Genomic DNA, 18,617 nt, shown 5'->3' with positions numbered 1-18,617 from the left:
GCCAACCACGACAGCCTCCTGGCCGCCCGGGCACTCATTCAAATGATAGAGCCCGGCAACCACACTCAGCCTTGCTGATCCTGCTAGGCAAATCACCGGCCACCCGACCTGGCGAATATATGAATTCTTGCCATAGCGCTGGCGCCATTCCTCGTCCGCCACCGATGGCACGCTGCCGAGAACCCCAGTTCGCACGATAGCCGCAATTCCTACCTGAAAAAAAGCGCAGCCTTGCCGATTGCCCGCCTGCGGCAAGCAAGGCGGTTTCGCATACGAGGAGCTCATCATGGCCAATGCAGCCGATTCCACCCCCCTCTTGGCGGGGATAACGATTGTCGACCTGTCGCGCGTGCTGGCTGGACCGTTTTGCACCATGACACTCGCCAACATGGGGGCACGGGTGATCAAAGTCGAGATTCCCGACACAGGCGATGATGCACGGGCCTTCGGTCCTTTCCACAATGGCAAGTCGCTTTATTTTTCAGCCATCAACTGCAACAAAGAGAGCATCGCTCTAAACCTGAAAAACACCGACGATCGCGCCATCTTTGAAAAGATCCTCGAAAAAGCCGATGTGCTCGTTGAAAACTACCGCCCCGGTACGATGGAGAAACTCGGATACGGCTGGAACGTCCTGCATGAACGGTATCCCCATTTGATCTATGGCGCTGCCTCCGGATTCGGAGACAGTGGCCCCCTTTCCCAGCGGGCCGCTTACGACATGGTGGTCCAAGGCATGGGAGGAATCATGAGCGTGACGGGCTATCCGGACCAGCCGCCAGCGCGCGTCGGTGTCTCTATTGGCGACATGGCCGCAGGGATCTATCTCGCCACCGGACTGAGCGCCGCGCTCTACAAGCGCGCTGTCTCAGGTATCGCAAGCAAAATCGACGTCGCCATGCTGGATTGCCAGGTCGCCATCATGGAAGACGCGGTCACCGCTTATGACAAGACCGGCGAATTGCCCGGCCCCAAAGGCACGCGCCATCCCTCCGTTGCGCCTTTTCAGTCGTTCGCCGCGCAAGACGGAAACGTCGTGATTGCCGCCGGCAACGACCATCTGTTCAAACTCATGTCCGAAGCGCTCGATCGCGCCGATCTGGCGGCCGACAGCCGATTTACCACCAATGATTTACGCCATCTCAACATCGATGCATTGCAAGCGGAAATGGAGAAAGTGCTGCGTACTAAATCTGTCGCAGCCTGGCTCGAAGCACTGAACGCGAAAGGCGTGCCCTGTGCTCCCATCAACGATATTCCCCACATGATGCAAGAGCCCCAGGTCGCTGCGCGCAATATGATCATCTCGGTGCAGGATCCAGTCGCCGGGACCATCAAGGTCGCAGGAAATCCCATCAAGGTCGTTGGTTCCCCTGAGCCGTCTACCTATGCACCGCCCCCTGAACTCGATGCCCATCGGGCAGCGATTCTGGCCGAGTTTGCCGGAGAAAAACCATGAGCAGCGCAATGCAATCCGACATACTGACCGTCGAGATCAAGAATCGCGTGGCAACGCTTACGCTGAACAATGTCGCCAAACGCAATGCATTGAGTGCAGCATTGCTGGATGCGTTGATCACAGGATTGAACGGTCTCGATACCGGCGAGGTGCGCGCCGTCATCCTGCGCGCCGCACCGGGACTCTCGGTATGGTCCGCCGGCCACGATATCAAGGAATTACCCAGAGGACATGAGGACCCACTGGGCTATTCTGATCCGCTCGAAAGAGCACTGCGCGCCATTCGCGAGCTGCCGCTGCCCGTCATTGCGATGGTGCATGGCAGCGTCTGGGGCGGCGCATTGGATTTGGTTTTGTCTTGCGACATGATTGTCGCCGACGAGACGGCCAGCTTCGCCATCACGCCGGTCAACCTGGGGCTCCCCTATAACACGACAGGTCTGCTGCACTTCATGGGCAGACTGCCCATGAACCTGATCAAGGAAATGTTTTTCACTGCTGCCCCGCTCAAAGCAGCCGAGGCCGAGCGTTGGCACATCGTGAATCACCTTGTCCCGTCTGGCGAACTCGACAGCTTCACCATGGCATTGGCAGAGGGGATGACGACCAAGGCCCCCCTTGCGATGGCGATCATCAAGGAACAACTCCGAGTACTCGCGGATTATCAGCCGATCGCAGCACAAGTGTTCGAACGAATCCAGGATATGCGGCGGCGGGTCTACGAGAGCGCAGACTTCCAGGAGGGAATCAACGCTTTTCTGGAGAAGCGAGCGGCGATCTTTACTGGGAAGTAAAGCGCCGATCACGACGCAGCGCACTCAATGCAAGCCTCACGGGTAAGCCGCGTGAGTTGACAAGCGACGTCATTCGGCGAATACTTCACCATATGGTGAACTATTATCAAACCCTGGATCGGACGTTTGCAGCGTTGGGAGACCCAACTCGCCGCGCCATCCTGGCACGACTCGAGCAAGAAGGCAGTGCGACCGTCAGCCAGTTGGCGCAGCCTTTTTCCATCAAGCTGCCAGCGGTCATGAAACATCTGGACGTCCTTGACGATGCCGGACTCATTGTCCGCACCAAGGCCGGGCGCACCGTTACCGTTCACCTATCGCCTGCTCCCATGCAGGCAGCGATGGATTGGCTACGTCGCTACGAGCATTTCTGGAACCATAGCCTCGATCGCCTGGCGGCCTACGCAGAAAGCCAGGAAGCCCAACGGAGACCCGAAAAATGACCAGCCTGACTCTTGTAAGACGCATCGCGGCACAGCCCGCTACGGTATTCGAGGCTTTGACCACATCTGATGGCATCGCCTGCTGGTGGGGCCCGGACGGCGGGCCGGTGCTCATCGCCGAAACCGATGTCCGGGTCGGCGGCCATTTTCGAGTGAGATTTCGCATGCTCGACGGCAGCGAACATGAAAGCAGCGGCGAATACCTGCGTGTCGATCCTCCACATCATCTGGCGATGAGTTGGCGCTGGTCCGATGACGAAGATGGCGGCGAGTCGCGCGTCGAGTTTGCGTTGCGCGCCACTGACACCGGTACCGAACTCACGCTCACACACAGCGGCCTGCAAGACGAAGCCACGCGCACCGGTCACGAAGAGGGCTGGGGTGGCGCATTGGACAAACTCGTGCGGCATTTTGCGGGCTGAGCCCGGACCACATCCATCCCGTAGCTTTGCAGCTGCGCCCTTTTCCTGCTCGGCACGAACGCCGAAGTCAGTGGGAGCGCCCCATGATCACTCTTACTGCATTCCGTTGGGTACCACCTTTTGCGCAAGGCCTGGTGCGCGATCTACGCGTGCGCTGGGCACTCGAAGAAGCCGGCATCCCCTACAACGAAAAGCTGATCGGTGTGAAAGACCAAGCCAGCCCGGAATACCGGACGTTGCAGCCCTTCGGGCAGGTCCCCGCCATCGAAGATGGCGACCTCAAACTATTCGAATCCGGAGCCATCGTGCTGGAGATCGCCGAGCGCAGCGATGCATTGCTGCCCGCCGACGCACAAGGCCGCGCACGTGCGCGCGCGTGGACACTGGCGGCCTTGAACACTGTGGAGCCCCCTATCACGCATCTCGGCGGGCTGATGATTTTCCATGTCAATGAGCCTTGGGCGGCGCCAGCCCTCCCGACTGCGGAGCAGGCCGTGTGCAAGCGCCTGGATGAATTGGCGAAATGGCTGGGTGAGCGCGACTATCTGGAAGACCGCTTTACCGTCGGAGACTTGATGATGACCACGGTACTGCGCATCTTGCGCAACACCTCGCTCGTCAGCGACCGGCCCGCGCTACAGGCTTATCAGTCGCGCTGCGAGGCACGGCCGGCATTTCGCAAGGCGCTGGCCGACCAGTTGCGGCCATTCGCAGAATACGAAGCCGCACGCGCCAGCGCCCGGCCCGCTGCTGGCTGATACGGGTCCGCAGACCAGCGGCGACGATACAGTACCGCTGTAGAGGCCCGATACAGACCATGCACAAGGCATCAAGCCACACGCGTGGCCTGCGTCGGACGACGACGCGACATCACAAACCGAACATCAGCGAACGATGTGCGGCAGCCCCAGCCATAGCGCCGTCGCCCACTGCCAGTGCCACCGACCCCGCCGGACGGGCCAGGTCGCCGCAAGCAAATACGCCAGGTATTGTCGTCGCCCGTGTGAAATCGGCTTTCACATAGGGGCCTAGCGGGCCTTCTTCCAGCTCGCACCCGAGCTGAGCCGCCAATGCGCCCGGACGCACGCGCGTGGCGACGAACAAGCCCGCCAGCGAGAATACGCGGCCGTCCTGCATCACCACATCGACGGCCTCACCGTCCAAACGCGCCACCCTGCCCGGCTCTACTTGCACATTCCGGGCCTTCAAATGTGCCAACTGCTCGGCATCAGGCTCGAATGCGTCATTCAGGAACAACGTCGTCGTCCCCCAATCGGGCAGCATCAGCCCCTGATGCAATGATATCGCCGACACGGCCAGCACACCGATATGCCCCTGCTGCAATTCATAGCCATGACAATAGGGGCAATGGAACACGTGCTTGCCCCAACGCTGTGCCAAACCGGGCAATTCCGGCAGTTCATCCTGCACCCCCGCGGCGAGGATGAGACGATGTGCGGTATGCACGGTCCCCTGCCGCGCAACGATTCGAAATCCACCGTCCACAGGTTCGGCGGTCTCTACCCAGTCATCCAACCACTGCACGGTGGCATAGCGCATGAGTTCTGCTCGACCTGCGGCGGCAATTTCCGCAGGAGGTTTGCCGTCTTGCGTGAGAAAGCCATGCGAATGGGCAGCGTAGCGATTACGACGCTGTCCAGCATCAATCACCAACACGTTACGGCGCGCACGCGCCAATTGCAGCCCGGCTGACATACCGGCATAGCTGCCCCCAATGATGATCACGTCGAATTCCATCGGAAACCTCATTCGTATGCGTTTAATATCACGTATCTTTTAATGATACATTAAACCGCAAACTCCGGCGATATTTATCTCTTCGGTCAGGCACCCGACGAGGATTCAGTGCTGTCGCCGATGACCCGATTTTGCTTGCGAGCTGGAGGGAGCCGCGCGGCACAATGCGTCGAACTGTCCGGCCAGATCGGCCAGACTGACAGCCCCCAGCCGCTGAACCAGCAGGGTCTCGGCCTGTTGCAAGGCATCCGCAATTGCTGCGTTGACCACGCGCTCTACGGCGCAGTCGGGATTGTCGCGGTCGGGGCCGATCGCAAAAATACGCGGGCCGCCGACCGCTTGGTGTACGTCGAGCAGCGTAATGCGATCCAGCCCGCAAGCCAGGCGCCAGCCGCCATGATGGCCCTTGTCGGATTGCACATAACCGGCCTTGCGCAGGCCCGCCATGGTGCGACGGACAACGGCGGCATTCGTGCCCAACATGCGCGCGATCTGCTCTGATGTCATGGGCTCGTTGGCACGTGCCATGTGCAACAGTACGTGCAGCATGCGGGAAAGGCGGCTATCAGTTCTCATGGGTCGCGCATCAAGGCCGAGGCCGGGATTGTCAGTTACCCTGCATTATCGGCGATATCCGCACAACGCTTCAGCTCGCGTGTTGAAGGGCCTTTGCCAGTTCATGCCGGGACTGGTCCCAGCCTGAGGCCGGAACCCGTTGATCGGCCTGCGCTTGTACCTGTTCGAGTTGTTCGCACAACGCATCGACTGGTGCCTCTGCGTCACCCAGGTGGATGCCTTGCGTCATCGTGATGTGCGAGCATTCAAAACTGCCTCCTCCCGCCAACAGAATCATGCGCGTCGGGGCGCCCTCGTCTATCAATGCAATCAGCCCCGGGCTGACCTTTTCCGGCGTCAAGATCGCTGCCGCCTGCGGATCCAGCAAACCCTCGGTCATCGCAGTCATGGCAGTAGGCGCCAGGCAGTTCACCCGAACGTTATGTTTGGCACCTTCGAGGGAGAGCGTCTGCATCAGACCGACCAGCGCCATTTTGGCCGCGCCATAGTTTGATTGCCCGAAATTGCCATACAAGCCCGACGACGAGGTCGTCATCACGATCCGTCCGTAGGATTGCGCGCACATGTGGGGCCACACCGCCTTGGTGGCATTGACGGCGCCCATGACGTGAACATCCAGCACGAGGCGAAAGTCGTCCAAATCCATCTTGGCAAAGCTGCGGTCTCGCAGAATGCCCGCATTATTCACCAAGATATCCACGTGCCCGAAAGCCTCTATCGAGCGTGCAACCATGGCCTCCATGTCGGCATATTGCGTCACGTCGCCCATCACTGCGATGGCCTGTCCACCAGCAGCGCAGATCGCATCAGCCACGTCTTGAGCGGCACTGCCGAGATCATTGACCACCACCTGCGCACCGTGCCGTGCCAGCTCCATGGCGTGGGCGCGTCCCAGGCCGCCACCCGCGCCAGTCACGATCGCCACCCGGCCCGTTAGTCGCTTCAACATACGCTGCTCCTGATAAACGTCATCATGTTCGTTCATGCGCCGACCGCTCAGCCCACGCGCTGAACAGGAGGGTAACGAAACTCGCCGTCCAGGTGAGTCGATTGAGGTTGATATAGTCGCAGCGTGAGATAGAACCCGGCCCCCGCGGGTGCAGGAAGCCAGTTTTTCGTCGGCCCGGGATCATCGGCCTGGATCGAGATGCTCAAGCCACCGTCTTCGTCGTACCGTAGGCCCGGCGTGCGATCCCCGATGGAATGCCGTCCAATGGGATTTGCGGCCAGCAGACAGTCGCTGCGACGATAGAGTGTGATCGACCAGAACGCGTCCACTTTCGGCCCGCCTTGCGGGGCAAAACGCAGCACATAACGCTGTGCACCCGTCAACGGCGCACCGTCGGCGTCTACCTCGGCCATGATGTACATCGCCTCGTCGACACCGAGCGTGCCTATCCAATTACGCGCCACTCGAGCGCGCGTCAGAAAGTCGTTGCCAAAGCTCGTGCGCACCGCCACCGCCGTGGTCCACCCACCGCCCAATGCAGAGGGCTGCGCCACGTCGCGCAGTTCGCTATAGACCTCGGTCAAAGCTGCCTGCAGATCAGCGACCTCCGGCGGCCAACATGGCAGAGGCTCGGACGGCGGATTGCGTTCAAGCATGTTGTCCAGCACACGCAGATACTCGTGTGCCTCGGGTATACCGGTATCGCGGTTGTCGAGCAACACGTCCAAACGCGACAACGCGGGCGTCCCATCGAGTCGACAAATGGCGAAACGATCTTGCAGCGCATGCACCTGCGCCAAGTCTGCCGGATCGGCATCCACCAGAATACGGCCGATGACCCACACATCGTCGCTAGGAGCACTGATCCGATGCATGCCCGCCGGTACGGTGCCTTGCCAGCCCGGGCCATGCACAAATAGACGTTGTGCGGCTCCACCGGTGGTACGTCGCCCGGCATATGCCCAGGGATTTGTCCACGCATCCAAAAATCCCAGCACCCAGTAGCGTGACCCCATCGGTGGAACGTCAATGACCAATGGTCCTTTCGACAGATCCAACCACGCATTGGTGAACAGCGTGTCGTTGTTTGGCGTCACCACTTCCTTGTCGCCCGGACCGCGCAGTCTGCGCGTATGGGTGAACTGATTCACCCAACGCATCGTCGACACGGGACTGTCGCCGGCAAAGCCGGCCACAGTGTGCTTGCGTGCGGTATTTGAAGCACGCATGCGCGCCATCTCGAAGAGCGGCAAAGTGGCGATCACTGCCTGCCGAGCAGCAGGTGACGGCACAGTCTCGACTCGCGTCAACAACACCGCATCCAATGCACATACGCCTTTGCCCTGCGGCAATACCACCAGCGGATTCAACTCCACCGAGTCGAGCGCATCGCCCACCGCCACGGCAAACTGCGAGAGCCGCACCATGCATTCGGCCAAGGCGGTCACATCTGCAGCGGGCGCATTGCGAAACCCGGCGAACAACGGGGCGATCTTTAGCTCGCTGATCATCTCGCGGGCCTGCTGGATGTCGATCGGCGCCAGCCGCAATGCCACGTCCCTCAACAACTCGACATTCACACCACCCGTCCCCAACATCACGACCGGCCCCAAGACAGGATCCCGGCGTACCCCGAGGATGCACTCAACAGCGCCGCGCAACATCGGTGCAATCAGTACTCCCTGCACGCGAGCGTGCGGCGCCGCACCGGCCACCGTCGACAGAATACGATCGTAGGCGCCGGCAGCCGCCTGCCCATCACGGATATCCAGCACCACGCCGCCGATATCGCTCTTGTGCGTGATATCGGCAGATACGACCTTCATGACCACCGGAAATCCCAACGCGCATGCGTGGTCCACCGCGTCTTCACGAGAATGCGCATGACGTGTCGGTACGACGGGGATGCCGTTTTCGCTCAAGACTCGCATCGCGTCGGCTTCGCTATAGGGGCCGGGCCGAAGCGCGATCGACGGGATCGCAACGGCCGGCACGGGCTTGGCCTGCAACTGCTGTTCGTGAAAGAACGCCATCGCGGCCAGCACACGGATTGCTCGGGCCGGATCGCCATAGCAAAGGCACCCTTGCTCCTCGAGCGCACGTTGCTGCCCGGTGTCGGCCAGTGCGCTGAACATCACCAGACGACCGGGGAATTCCTGCCGTAAATCCCGAGCCAACTGTTGTTGCCTGATCTGCATGGCAGGAGTACTGCCGAACGCGGCCAGAAAAATCAACAAGCTGCCGTAGTCGCCATGCTCCAACATTGCACGAGCTGCAGTATCGAGCAGCGACGGATCGGCTGTGACCTGCCCCGTCAGATCGACTGGGTTTTGTGTCGCGGCAAACGGCACGTGAGCTCGGATGATTTCTTGCGCGGCTGCCGGCAGCTCGGCGACGTCCAACCCCGCCTCGGCCGCGTCATCTGCCATCATCACACCGACGCCACCCGACACTGTCAGCAGGCCCACACGGCCATTGCTCGGTCGGCCAGACACCGCGAGACAATGTGCGATGTCGAAAAATTCCTCGATGGAACGGGCGCGCCAGGCGCCATGTTGGCGAAACAGTGCTTGATACACCGCATCGTCGCCCGCCAGCGCCGCGGTATGCGATGCGGCGGCTTGCGCTCCCAGTGCCGTGCGGCCGACTTTCACCACGATCACCGGCTTGCTCGCTGCGCGAGCCAGGTCCAGCGCTCGCCGCAGCTTTGCACCGTCGCGGCATCCTTCGAGATACGCCATGATCACTCGCGTCGCGGGATCGCGTGCCATCCACGCAATGCAATCAGCCACGTCAATGTCTGACTCATTGCCCGTGGTCACCCACGCGGAAAGTCCGACATCGCGCTCGCGCGCCATCGCGTAGGCGTATGCGCCGAACGCGCCACTCTGGCTGACCAAGCCGATATGGCCTGTCTTGACCAGACCGGTAGACACCACTGGTGAGAATGTGGCGTACACAGACTGCGCCACATTCATGAACCCCAGGCAGTTGGGCCCCAGTACGCGGATTCCTGCTGCACGCGCCCTATCTACAAACTGACGCTGCCCCACTGCGCCTTGCGCTCCCAGCTCGGCAAAGCCGGCCGAGAACATGACGATGTTTCGCACATCTGCGCCGATGGCATCGTCGAGTGCAGCATCCGCACCCGAGGCGGGAATGGCGAAGATCGCCAGATCGATCGGTTTGCCCACAGCGCGGATCGAGGGGTGAGTCAGACACCCCTCGATCCGCTGTGCCCCAGCATTGATCGGGTACACCTCACCGCGATACCCATGTTCAAGCAGATACCGCAGCGCCACGGCGCCGACTTTGGCGGGATTGGTAGAAGCGCCCACGATAGCGATGGAACGCGGTGACAGGAAAGAATCTAGGTCGGGCAAATTCATAAGCGGCGCATGAGGGTCTGGAAAAGCCTCTGCAAACTGCAAGTGGAATCCGCACGCTGCGAATTCCCGAGGCTGGCCGCCTAAGATACGCGCCCATGTTTTATCGGACAAGACGAGATTTCTGAGGGTTTTATCAGATTATCTTATTTATCCAAGTCCACGCCGACTGCGCGCGACCGCGGGGCGTACAGCCGGCGCACGGGCAGCTTCATCGACCTGGGCGGCTTCCAACGCATAGTCGAGAAAGCTCTCCACGGCAGGAGACAATGCGGCCCGCGCGCGAGTAAATAAAGCGATGCGCCAGCTCACAGCGGGCTGACACAATGGCACGAAAACCAGACCAAAGCCTTCGACCAACGATCGCGCCATAGACGGACAGATTACGTAGCCAGGCCTCACACGCAACAACGACAGCGCCGTGTTGACTCTATGCACCGGCACGATCTGCTCCGGATGCCGTCGTGACGGCACATTGCTCAGCACGTTCGTCGCCAGGTTGGGCATGTAGTTGATCAGTGGACGTTCACGCAGGTCTTTCCAGCTGACCGGTTTTCCCGTCGCCAACGGATCGTCAGGACGCAGTGCGGCCCACAAGGGATCGATGCGAATCAGATGCGCCTGTATCGCATCGTCGGTCAGCACGCCCGCGGGGCCGAAACCGATATCCGAGCTGCCGTTATGCAAATTGGCGAGCACCTGTTCGATCGGCACGTCATCAAACCGAATTTCCACGCCCGGATGACGCTCGCTGTAGCCAGCGACGAGCTCCGGCAGCAACGTACACGACAGCGTCTCTGGCGCGGCCACTCGCACCAGCCCACGGCGCAGCGCTTTCAGATTACTCACGCTCTCCAGCGCCTCATCCAAGTCTGCCAACACACGACGCACCATGGGTTCGAATGCCTTGCCGACCACCGAAGCGCCGACACTGCGCGTATTGCGATCCAGCAATCGCACGCCTAGCCGGCTTTCCAGTTCCTTGACCAGACCGCTCAAGGCCGCCTGCGATAAATGCATGGTATCGGCTGCCACAGAAAAACTGCCGCATTCCAATACCGTAATAAAGGCGCGCAACTGCCGCAGCGTGACTTCGAATGTCATGGGATGTCCTTTACTGCCGTCGGAAAGTCAGAATCGATTTATAACCCAAGCCTTTAAGTAATCAATAATTTGAAAATTGTCCTAATAGAAACCGCCATCTATCATCGCCTCTCAGGGTCGCGAAGGGGCCGGCTTCTTGCGGATACCGAGGCGAACTCTCCTTCCTATTCGAATATTCAGGAGACAAACATGAAGATGAGCCGAAGGACGCTCTTGAGCGCAGCGGCCGCGGCCGCCTGCACTGGCGTCGTGCCCCGAGTATTGGCCAATCAGGCGTGGCCCGCCCGCAGCGTGAAAATTGTGGCGCCCTACGGGGCCGGCGGTCCCAATGACCTGTCGGCACGCCTGATCGGAGATTTCCTGGCAAAACGCCTGAACCAATCCGTCATCATAGAGAACAAGGCTGGCGCGGGCACCCGGGTAGGCAACGAATTTGTCGCTCATGCCACGGCCGACGGCTATACCATTCTGTACGCCGCCGCGCCCTATTCCACCCTGCAGGCCCTGTACGGGGATCTGGGCTATGACCCCAAGAAAGACCTGCAACCCGTCGCCATGTCCGCCACGGTTCCATTATTCCTGATCGTCAACGCGCAATCCCCCGCGACGACCGCGCAGGAGCTGATCGCCTACGGAAAATCCCAGACCAATGGCCTGACGTTCGGCTCACCGGGCAACGGCTCGCTGCCACATCTCGCGGCCGAGCTGTTCCTGCGCGATGCCCAGGTAAAAGGTTTGACCGTGCAGTATCGTGGCGACGTCATGGCGTACACGGACCTGCTGGCGGGGCGCTTGGACGCGACACTGACGGCCATTACCGCAGCGCTTCCGCATATACAGAGCGGCAAGCTGCGCGTGCTGGGAGTGGCCTCCGCCGAACCAAGCGAAATCTATCCTCAGGCACCTACTTTACGTAGCCAGGGGCTTCCGAATGTGGTGGCGTCGGGCTGGTATGGATTTATGGCGCCAGCCGGCGTACCAGCCCCGATCGTCGAACGCCTGGACACAGCAATCAATGACGCACTGGCCGACGCCGAGATCAGGAAGCGTCTCCTGGCGCAGGGTATGGAGCCTCGCCCAGGCAATGCCGCCGCATTCGGCAAGTTCATCGACGCCGAGATGTCCAAGTGGACCGATGTCATCCAAAAGGCGGGCATCCGCGGTTCGTGATTCGAGACGCGATCTGGGCCTCGATACAGCTGCCGGGTACGCGTAAACTTCGGAAAGATGCCGATACGCGTGCGGCGCATATCATGTTCAGCAGCTTCCTACTTATCCACGCGTGCCGGACCTTTGAGACATCAGTCCGGCGCAGTACGAGCAGGCGATGTGGCAAGGATAATCTCTGGCAGCTCATCCAACCCGCGAACCACATACGATGGCGCCACGCCCAATTCGTCAAACGTGCTGTCGCGACGATTGATCCAGCAAACGTCAAACCCGAAATGGCGCGCACCCGACGCATCCCAAGCGTTCGAAGACACAAAGAGAATCTGAGCCGGTAGCAGGTCCAAGGCTTGGCACGCGAACGCATAGACGCGCGGGTCGGGCTTGAATACGCCGACGCGCTCGACACTGAGCAGGTGTAAGAAACATGCTTGCAGCCCAGAATTCTTGACGACACTGTCAATCGAAAAGACAGATCCATTCGACAAAATCGCCAATGGCAGCCCTATGTCCTGTAACCGCCGTAATGCGGCGGGGACCTCTGGGTACGGCGATAAATTCAGGTAGGCCTCGCACAGCACATCGCAGGTCGCCTTATCCAAATCGAGCCTCAAGGCGTTGCAGGTATACACGAGCGCATCATAAGTTGCTTGCTCGAATGAAATGTATTGACCCATCAAGCTGCGTAGCCACGTGTATTCGAGTTGCTTCTGCCTCCACATGGCACTGATCTCCATGCCTCGACCGGGATACGAAGCATCGCATCGTTGCGCGACGGAATGGACGTCATACAGCGTGCCATAGAGGTCAAAAACGACAGCCTTTGTGTCCGACATAAGTTTTCTCCATTGCGGGCATGCACGTGCTATATTCTTTCGCAATTATCTCTAGATATTGACTAGACACCAATGGTTTCGTCTGCGCGCCATATCCCACTCGCCTTGACCACGAGCATCGTGGCCGGCGGCGTGCGCGCTACGAACCCGCCGCCCTCATCTGTCGCGCCTCCGGCGAACATCGCAGTGGCTCCGCCACTCGCGATGACCCTGGGCTGATCCAGCCCGCTTCGCGGCCCCTACCCTGATGCCATTAAGGCTGCCCTGACACTGAGGTGTCAGCGGATGGCTGGGGCCTGTTCGTTGTTCGACAGGTGAATAAATAATGACTTCTAAATCTTTCACATGGACGGGTTTCGCCGCCATGTCCACGTTCGTGCTGCTATGGGGCAGCGCGGCTATCTTCACCCGCTGGGGACTGGACCACGGTTCCGTACTTGCTATGCTGATCCTGCGCTTCAGCCTGGCGCTCGGTGCCCTCTTGCTGATCGGTTTGCCAAACCGCCGGTGGTTGCCCAGGCCCGGGACACGGTGGCAGATTGCAGGAACGGGATTGCTACTGATCGGTGGCTATTCGGTCTGCTATTTCCAGGCGATGGCAAATGGCATCACCCCTGGACTATTGGCGACGCTACTCGGTATACAGCCGATCCTGACCCTGCTGATGACCGAACGGCGTTTCTCCACCTGGCGGCTGCTCGGCCTCTCGCTCTCATTGGCAGGCCTGACGCTAGTGGTATATCAAAGTCTGGTCCTGACAAAACTGTCCGGGCTCGGCATGGGGTACGCGCTGGCTGCACTGTTATGCATGACCTTCGGAGCCATGCTGCAAAAACGCATTCAGCAAGCGCCCACCGAAGTGCTACCTTTGCAGTATGCCGTAACCTTGCTGTTGTGCCTGGGCCTCACCCCACTGCAGCCCGTTCATGTAGAGCTCAACCTGGGATTTTTGATTCCCTTGTTGTGGCTGGGGCTGGGAATCTCGGTCGGGGCGCAATTGCTGCTCTACCGGCTGATACGCAACGGCAACTTGGTCAACGTCACTAGTTTGTTCTATCTGGTGCCAGTGATCACGGTGTTTCTTGATTATCTGATCCTGGGTAACGCGATGCCTGCGCTGGCCATGGCGGGTATGGTGGCAATCCTGGCTGGGTTGGTCCTCGTGTTCAGGGTGCCCGCGTCGGTCGATCATTAAGGAGGCGTGTTTTCGCCAACGGCTCGCGCACGTGGTAGTCCGGCACCATGCGCATGCTCGGCTCGCCGGGCACCTGCACATAACGGCTAAAGCCATCTGGCGCCAAATCGCCCACGTCCATCAGAGCCAGCGCATTGCCCTGCGTGTCCCGCAGCGCAATGCGCAGATGAGGCGGCGACAAACCATAGGGTTGTCCCGCGACGGGCGTCAATTGGCGCTCGCTGCGCAGTTGCGAAAACAGCTTGACGAAGCCGGCCACGTCGAAATCCGTGGCCGAAGGACTGCGCCAGCCGCCTGGTTCGCGATCCATGGTGATCTGCGCTTGCGGGGTCGACAGTATCACCTGCGCTACATCGGCGGCATCCCAGTCGTACAAGCGTGCTGGCTTGCCGCGCTCGTCATGCAGATGGCTGTGTCCGTCGTGGTGCTCTGGCCCCTCGCGCAGTTCATTCCATTGCCATATCGACAGAGCCACACCCGCCAACAGCACCGCCAGCCAGGATCGCGTGGCCGTCATCGGCGCCTCCACCACATCATCAAGCCGATCAACAGCGCCAGCGCCGGCAAGGCCACGGTGCTGGTCCAAAACACCGTTTGCATCTGGCGGTTGGTCAGTTCTACACGCCCCTGCTCATAATGCCGAGGCCGGATATCCAGCAGTGGGTCCGCGCCGGCCAGCAACGTCACCGCGTTGACGAACAGCGCTCCGTTGCCCAGCGCTGCGAAGTGCTGGTTGGTGGCAAAATCGCTGTCGCCTGCGACCAGCAACATGGGCCGCCCGGCGCTCTCCTCTGGGCCGGCCTTGCCGGTGGCCAGGGCCAACAACGTCAAGCGCTGCGCCTCACGCCCAGGCAGCCGCGCCTCTGGCGATGTCTGTGCCAAGGGGGTGACCGCGACTCCCGGCGGCAGGCTCTCTCCCGCCGGCTCGAGGGCGGCGGCACCGGGGAAAAAGCTCAACGGCAGGCCGCGCGTCAACTTGTGACGGGTGTAGTCGCTGACCGCTGGACTGCCTGGGTCATTGCGGTAGTGGCTGCCCGAATCGGTTATTCCTCCAACTGCCTGCGCCACGCCGAAATCCGCCAGCAAATCGCCCAAACCGTGAGCGCTGTCGGGTTCCAGCAGCACCAGGCTCTTGCCGCCACCTGCGGTCCAGTCGCGCAACGCGCCCAGGTCCTCAGCGCCGAACGGCGCACGCGGCCCTGCCACGACAACCACGGCGCAATGCGGCAGCGCTTGCGCCAAGCCTCCCGCATTCACGCCCACGGTAGCGAAACCCAAGGTGCGCAAGGCATTACGCGCCAGTGCCAGGCCATTGCGTTCATGCACTTCGACGCGTGCCACCAGGTTTTCGTCGTGATCGTGGTCTTCCAGGTCGTCCAGCGAGCTCAGGCTGTTCAACGTGGCCTCGCCATGTCCCTGGGTAAAGCAGATCGTCTGCGACCCGTTCTGGCTGATGCGGATCAAGCCGTTGGTAAAGTCGGTTTCCGTTCCACCGTTGATCGTGGTGCGCCGCTCGCCGGATTCCAGCACCGCGCTACCCGCGAACTGGATGCCGGCCGCGCGCGCTTGCGCGGGCCGCAACGCGGGGTCCACCCCGGTTACCTGGATCAATGGGTTGGCGCGCTCGTATTGGCGCAACAGATGCAGGGCATCCACCATGCCCTTGTTGCGCAGGTCATAGAACCAAGTCACCGTTATAGGCTGGCGGATGGCGCGCGCCGCCTCCAGGCTTTCCTCAGACAGGCTGTACACCCGTTGCGCGGTCAGGTCCAGCCGGCCCAGGCTGCGCGTCGCCCAGAGGTTCAGCGCCAGCAATACCGCGCCCGTCGCCACGACCGGCAGCCACAACAGCCAGCGCCGTCCGACGCGCCGCATGCCAGACGCGCGGCTCATCGCAGCCTCCAGCGTTTCAGGTTTACCGCGGCCACCATCAAGGCCAGCAAGGCCAAGCTGAGCAGCATGACGGTGGCCGGCCCAGGCAGCACCCCGCGGATGAAATCCACATGCTGGGCCGACAGCGACAAAGCCTGGAACAGCGGCGACAACGCCGGCAGCGCATCCAGCGCGGCGGGATAATCGATAAACCACAGCAGGACCAGGATGCCCCAGGTGGCGCTGGCCGCCACGATCTGGTTCGAACAGACGCTGGACACGGCAATGCCTATGGACAGGAACAGCGCGCCATACAGGAACACGCCGATATAGCCGCCCACGATGGGGCCATAATCCGGCTGCCCGTACCACGCCAACGGCAACACGGCCACCATGGTGCCCGCCAGCATCAACGCCAGCATCGTCAGCCCGGCTGCGAACTTGGCGGCGACCAGCGTTGCATCCGACAACGGCAGGGTCAGCAGCAGTTCCAGCGTCCCCTGACGGGCCTCCTCGGCGAATGCCCGCATGCTGACCAGCGGCATGACCAGAATCAGCAAGATCGTCATGTTGTGAAACGAGGTCACCATCTGTCCCGTGCTCACAAAAAACAGATTGAAGCTGAACAGATAACCCGCCAGCGCCCAGAACACCGCCACTACCGCCAGGGCGACCGGCGCTCCGAAATCCGTGCGCAGTTCTTTCCGGTACAACGCGCCAAACCCGCTCATGCACGCCTCCGGATCTCTGTGTCGTCATTGGGCGCCAAGGCTGCCAGCAATCGCGTCTCTACCGCATCATGCGCGCCGAGCACCGCCCGCAGGCGAGCCATACCGAGCACCGTCCGCAGCACCGCGTCGCAGGCTTGCTCTGCCTCGGCATCGTCCCAGACGATCTGCCAATCGCTCAGCCCTTCGGCAAGCAGGGTGACTTGCGCCCGCGGCGCCCCCGGGCAAGTGGCCAAGGCCTGATGCAGCTTGGCGTGCAGAGCATCTGGCAGATCCAGCCTCAGTTTCAGCAGTGGCTGCGTGCCGCCCAGCGGTGCGTCCTCTATCAGATGGCCATTGCGCAGAATCACCATGCGAGTGCACAGCGCCTCGACTTCCTGCATCAAGTGGCTGCTGAACACCACGGCCCGCCCCTCGGCGCAACGCCGTATCATGGCGCGCGCCTCGACGATCTGCAACGGATCCAGGCCATTGGTAGCCTCGTCCAGCAGCAGTACTGGCGGATCGTTCAACACCGCCTGTGCCAGGCCCACCCGCTGGCGCTGCCCTTTGGACAAACGGCCGATGGGCGTGCCTGCCAATCCCTGCAAATCGAAACCGTCGAGCGATCGTTCGATTGCCCGGCGACGCCCGATGCGGTCGCCAGGCATCTTGACGCCCGCTACGAACGCCAAGTATTGGCTCACCGTCAGCGTGTCATACAGCGGGACACGCTCAGGCAGGTAACCGATATCAGTATTGCCGCGCCCTGCGGCCGGCGTGCGGCCGCAGACCGTCACGCGGCCGCTGTCGGGCGCATAGTAGCCCGCCATCAGCCGCAATGTCGTGGTCTTGCCGCTGCCGTTCGGTCCCAACAGCCCGACGATCTCGCCCTTGCCCACGGCCAGCGAGATCCCGTGCAGCACCTGCCGGGATCCGAACGACTTGGTAACGCCCTCGAGCGCGACCGCCGCTGACATGCGCGCCTCAGTCAAAGACTTTGGTCTTGGCGTTCTGCGCATGCTGCTGCGCGTCGTGGCTATACCAGAGCTGGCCCTGATTGGCGTCGCGTATCTGTTTGAGCCGGTCGATGGCCCGCATCGAGTCGTTGGTATTCCAGGTGATTCCCGGAATCACACCCGCCTCGTTCTCGCCCGTGTAGATGGCGTCGGCAGCCAGCAACACCATACCGGTGTTTTTCAGCTTGACCTGCAGCGACTGGTGTCCCTGCGTATGTCCCTTGGTGTCCAGCAACACGATGGAACCATCGCCGAACAAGTCGAAATCGCCTTCAACCTGGATGAAGTCGTAGTCGCGCGTCGTGTCGAAGTCTTTCATGACATAGGCGGCGCGCTGGAATTTTTCGGGCCACCAGGCCGCGCGCAGTTCCGCCTTTTGAACCACGTGTCTGGCGTTGGGGAACATCTTGATATTGCCGGCGTGGTCCAGGTGGAAGTGCGAGTACACCACGTATTTCACGTCGCTCACATCAAAACCGGCAGCCTTGAGCTGGCGATCGATGACTTCGTCGCGCCCCTGGATCGAATTGAACGCGCCGCACAGGCCCTGCCCCCAGTAATTGGCGCAGTTGCCATCGGCGGTCGCTTGGTTCATGCCGGTATCGAACAGCACCAGGCCTCGTGGATGCTGAATCACATAAGCCGGCACGGGAATTTTGATTTTGGTGCCGACGTCGACCATGGCAGTCATGAAACCCTTGTCGAGTTCGATCTTGCCGACGGACAACTGCATCAGCTTGATGTCCGGTGTCTCTGTCGCCTGCGCAGCAGCGCCCGCCGAGATGGCCAGCGCGGCCATCAGCCCTTTCCAACCCTTCCTCATCATCGTCTCCTCGTTGGTACTGCAAGAACGTTGGTTTTATAAAAGGCCGGGCTCCAAGTTCCGCGGCCAGCAAAAACGCTCCCGGTGTGTCCCGGGTGAATTGGTAG

At 61.0% G+C, this 18,617-nt stretch carries 18 protein-coding genes; 7 read left to right on the top strand and 11 right to left on the bottom strand.

Features of this window, described 5'->3' with window-relative positions; translation table 11 throughout:
* The first annotated feature begins 286 nt into the window (after positions 1-286).
* The 5 genes from ACYVIT_RS08435 to ACYVIT_RS08415 all read left to right on the top strand — a co-directional run bounded on the left by ACYVIT_RS08435 (position 287) and on the right by ACYVIT_RS08415 (position 3,876).
* The gene (locus ACYVIT_RS08435; protein ID WP_415806610.1) at positions 287-1,459 is read left to right on the top strand and encodes a CaiB/BaiF CoA transferase family protein; all 1,173 of its coding nucleotides are present in this window, start codon (positions 287-289) and stop codon (positions 1,457-1,459) included.
* Entirely contained in the window at positions 1,456-2,253 is a 798-nt protein-coding gene (gene scpB / locus ACYVIT_RS08430) for a methylmalonyl-CoA decarboxylase (protein WP_415806609.1), read from the top strand. The genes ACYVIT_RS08435 and scpB overlap by 4 nt, the downstream gene beginning before the upstream one ends.
* Positions 2,254-2,345: 92 nt before the next feature.
* Positions 2,346-2,696, top strand: a complete 351-nt coding sequence (locus ACYVIT_RS08425) for an ArsR/SmtB family transcription factor (RefSeq protein WP_415806608.1) — start codon at positions 2,346-2,348, stop codon at positions 2,694-2,696.
* Complete coding sequence (locus ACYVIT_RS08420; protein ID WP_415806607.1) at positions 2,693-3,118, top strand: SRPBCC family protein; 426 nt, start codon at positions 2,693-2,695, stop codon at positions 3,116-3,118. The genes ACYVIT_RS08425 and ACYVIT_RS08420 overlap by 4 nt, the downstream gene beginning before the upstream one ends.
* An 83-nt stretch (positions 3,119-3,201) precedes the next feature.
* The gene (locus ACYVIT_RS08415) at positions 3,202-3,876 is read left to right on the top strand and encodes a glutathione S-transferase family protein (RefSeq protein ID WP_415806606.1); all 675 of its coding nucleotides are present in this window, start codon (positions 3,202-3,204) and stop codon (positions 3,874-3,876) included.
* 112 nt (positions 3,877-3,988) lie between these two features.
* Here ACYVIT_RS08415 and ACYVIT_RS08410 read toward each other — a convergent pair whose 3' ends face one another.
* The 5 genes from ACYVIT_RS08410 to ACYVIT_RS08390 all read right to left on the bottom strand — a co-directional run bounded on the left by ACYVIT_RS08410 (position 3,989) and on the right by ACYVIT_RS08390 (position 10,891).
* Positions 3,989-4,876, bottom strand: coding sequence for an NAD(P)/FAD-dependent oxidoreductase (locus ACYVIT_RS08410; RefSeq protein ID WP_415806605.1), 888 nt, complete (start codon positions 4,874-4,876; stop codon positions 3,989-3,991).
* A 105-nt stretch (positions 4,877-4,981) separates the two neighbouring features.
* The gene (locus ACYVIT_RS08405; RefSeq protein ID WP_415806604.1) at positions 4,982-5,452 is read right to left on the bottom strand and encodes an Rrf2 family transcriptional regulator; all 471 of its coding nucleotides are present in this window, start codon (positions 5,450-5,452) and stop codon (positions 4,982-4,984) included.
* Positions 5,453-5,522: 70 nt separating this feature from the next.
* Positions 5,523-6,401, bottom strand: a complete 879-nt coding sequence (locus ACYVIT_RS08400) for an SDR family NAD(P)-dependent oxidoreductase (protein ID WP_415806603.1) — start codon at positions 6,399-6,401, stop codon at positions 5,523-5,525.
* Between the two features lie 47 nt (positions 6,402-6,448).
* The gene (locus ACYVIT_RS08395; protein WP_415806602.1) at positions 6,449-9,790 is read right to left on the bottom strand and encodes an acetate--CoA ligase family protein; all 3,342 of its coding nucleotides are present in this window, start codon (positions 9,788-9,790) and stop codon (positions 6,449-6,451) included.
* 147 nt (positions 9,791-9,937) lie between these two features.
* Entirely contained in the window at positions 9,938-10,891 is a 954-nt protein-coding gene (locus tag ACYVIT_RS08390; RefSeq protein ID WP_415806601.1) for a LysR family transcriptional regulator, read from the bottom strand.
* A 189-nt stretch (positions 10,892-11,080) separates the two neighbouring features.
* Between ACYVIT_RS08390 and ACYVIT_RS08385 the strand changes: the two genes are divergently transcribed.
* Positions 11,081-12,061 carry a Bug family tripartite tricarboxylate transporter substrate binding protein gene (locus ACYVIT_RS08385; protein WP_415806600.1) on the top strand — a complete coding sequence of 327 codons (981 nt, stop codon included), beginning with the start codon at positions 11,081-11,083 and terminating at the stop codon, positions 12,059-12,061.
* A 131-nt stretch (positions 12,062-12,192) separates the two neighbouring features.
* On the opposite strand, the gene ACYVIT_RS08380 is transcribed toward ACYVIT_RS08385, so the two are convergent.
* Positions 12,193-12,894: a haloacid dehalogenase type II gene (locus ACYVIT_RS08380; RefSeq protein ID WP_415806599.1), complete on the bottom strand. Its 702-nt coding sequence runs from the start codon at positions 12,892-12,894 to the stop codon at positions 12,193-12,195.
* 325 nt (positions 12,895-13,219) lie between these two features.
* Here ACYVIT_RS08380 and ACYVIT_RS08375 point away from each other — a divergent pair, with 325 nt between their 5' ends.
* Positions 13,220-14,089 (top strand): DMT family transporter, encoded by an 870-nt coding sequence (locus ACYVIT_RS08375; protein ID WP_415806598.1) that lies wholly within the window; start codon positions 13,220-13,222, stop codon positions 14,087-14,089.
* On the opposite strand, the gene ACYVIT_RS08370 is transcribed toward ACYVIT_RS08375, so the two are convergent.
* The 5 genes from ACYVIT_RS08370 to ACYVIT_RS08350 are packed head-to-tail and all read right to left on the bottom strand — an operon-like array spanning position 14,061 to position 18,510.
* Positions 14,061-14,606, bottom strand: a complete 546-nt coding sequence (locus tag ACYVIT_RS08370) for an electron transporter SenC (RefSeq protein ID WP_415806597.1) — start codon at positions 14,604-14,606, stop codon at positions 14,061-14,063. The genes ACYVIT_RS08375 and ACYVIT_RS08370 overlap by 29 nt on opposite strands.
* Positions 14,603-15,982: a GldG family protein gene (locus ACYVIT_RS08365; RefSeq protein ID WP_415806596.1), complete on the bottom strand. Its 1,380-nt coding sequence runs from the start codon at positions 15,980-15,982 to the stop codon at positions 14,603-14,605. Before ACYVIT_RS08365 ends, ACYVIT_RS08370 begins: the two co-directional genes overlap by 4 nt.
* Positions 15,979-16,692, bottom strand: coding sequence for an ABC transporter permease (locus ACYVIT_RS08360; RefSeq protein ID WP_415806595.1), 714 nt, complete (start codon positions 16,690-16,692; stop codon positions 15,979-15,981). Before ACYVIT_RS08360 ends, ACYVIT_RS08365 begins: the two co-directional genes overlap by 4 nt.
* Positions 16,689-17,648 (bottom strand): ABC transporter ATP-binding protein, encoded by a 960-nt coding sequence (locus ACYVIT_RS08355; protein ID WP_415806594.1) that lies wholly within the window; start codon positions 17,646-17,648, stop codon positions 16,689-16,691. Before ACYVIT_RS08355 ends, ACYVIT_RS08360 begins: the two co-directional genes overlap by 4 nt.
* 7 nt (positions 17,649-17,655) lie before the next feature.
* Positions 17,656-18,510, bottom strand: coding sequence for an N-acyl homoserine lactonase family protein (locus ACYVIT_RS08350; RefSeq protein ID WP_415806593.1), 855 nt, complete (start codon positions 18,508-18,510; stop codon positions 17,656-17,658).
* Positions 18,511-18,617: the final 107 nt, after the last annotated feature.

The organism is Bordetella muralis (assembly GCF_054781015.1).
This window is presented reverse-complemented; position numbering and strand designations above follow the sequence as displayed.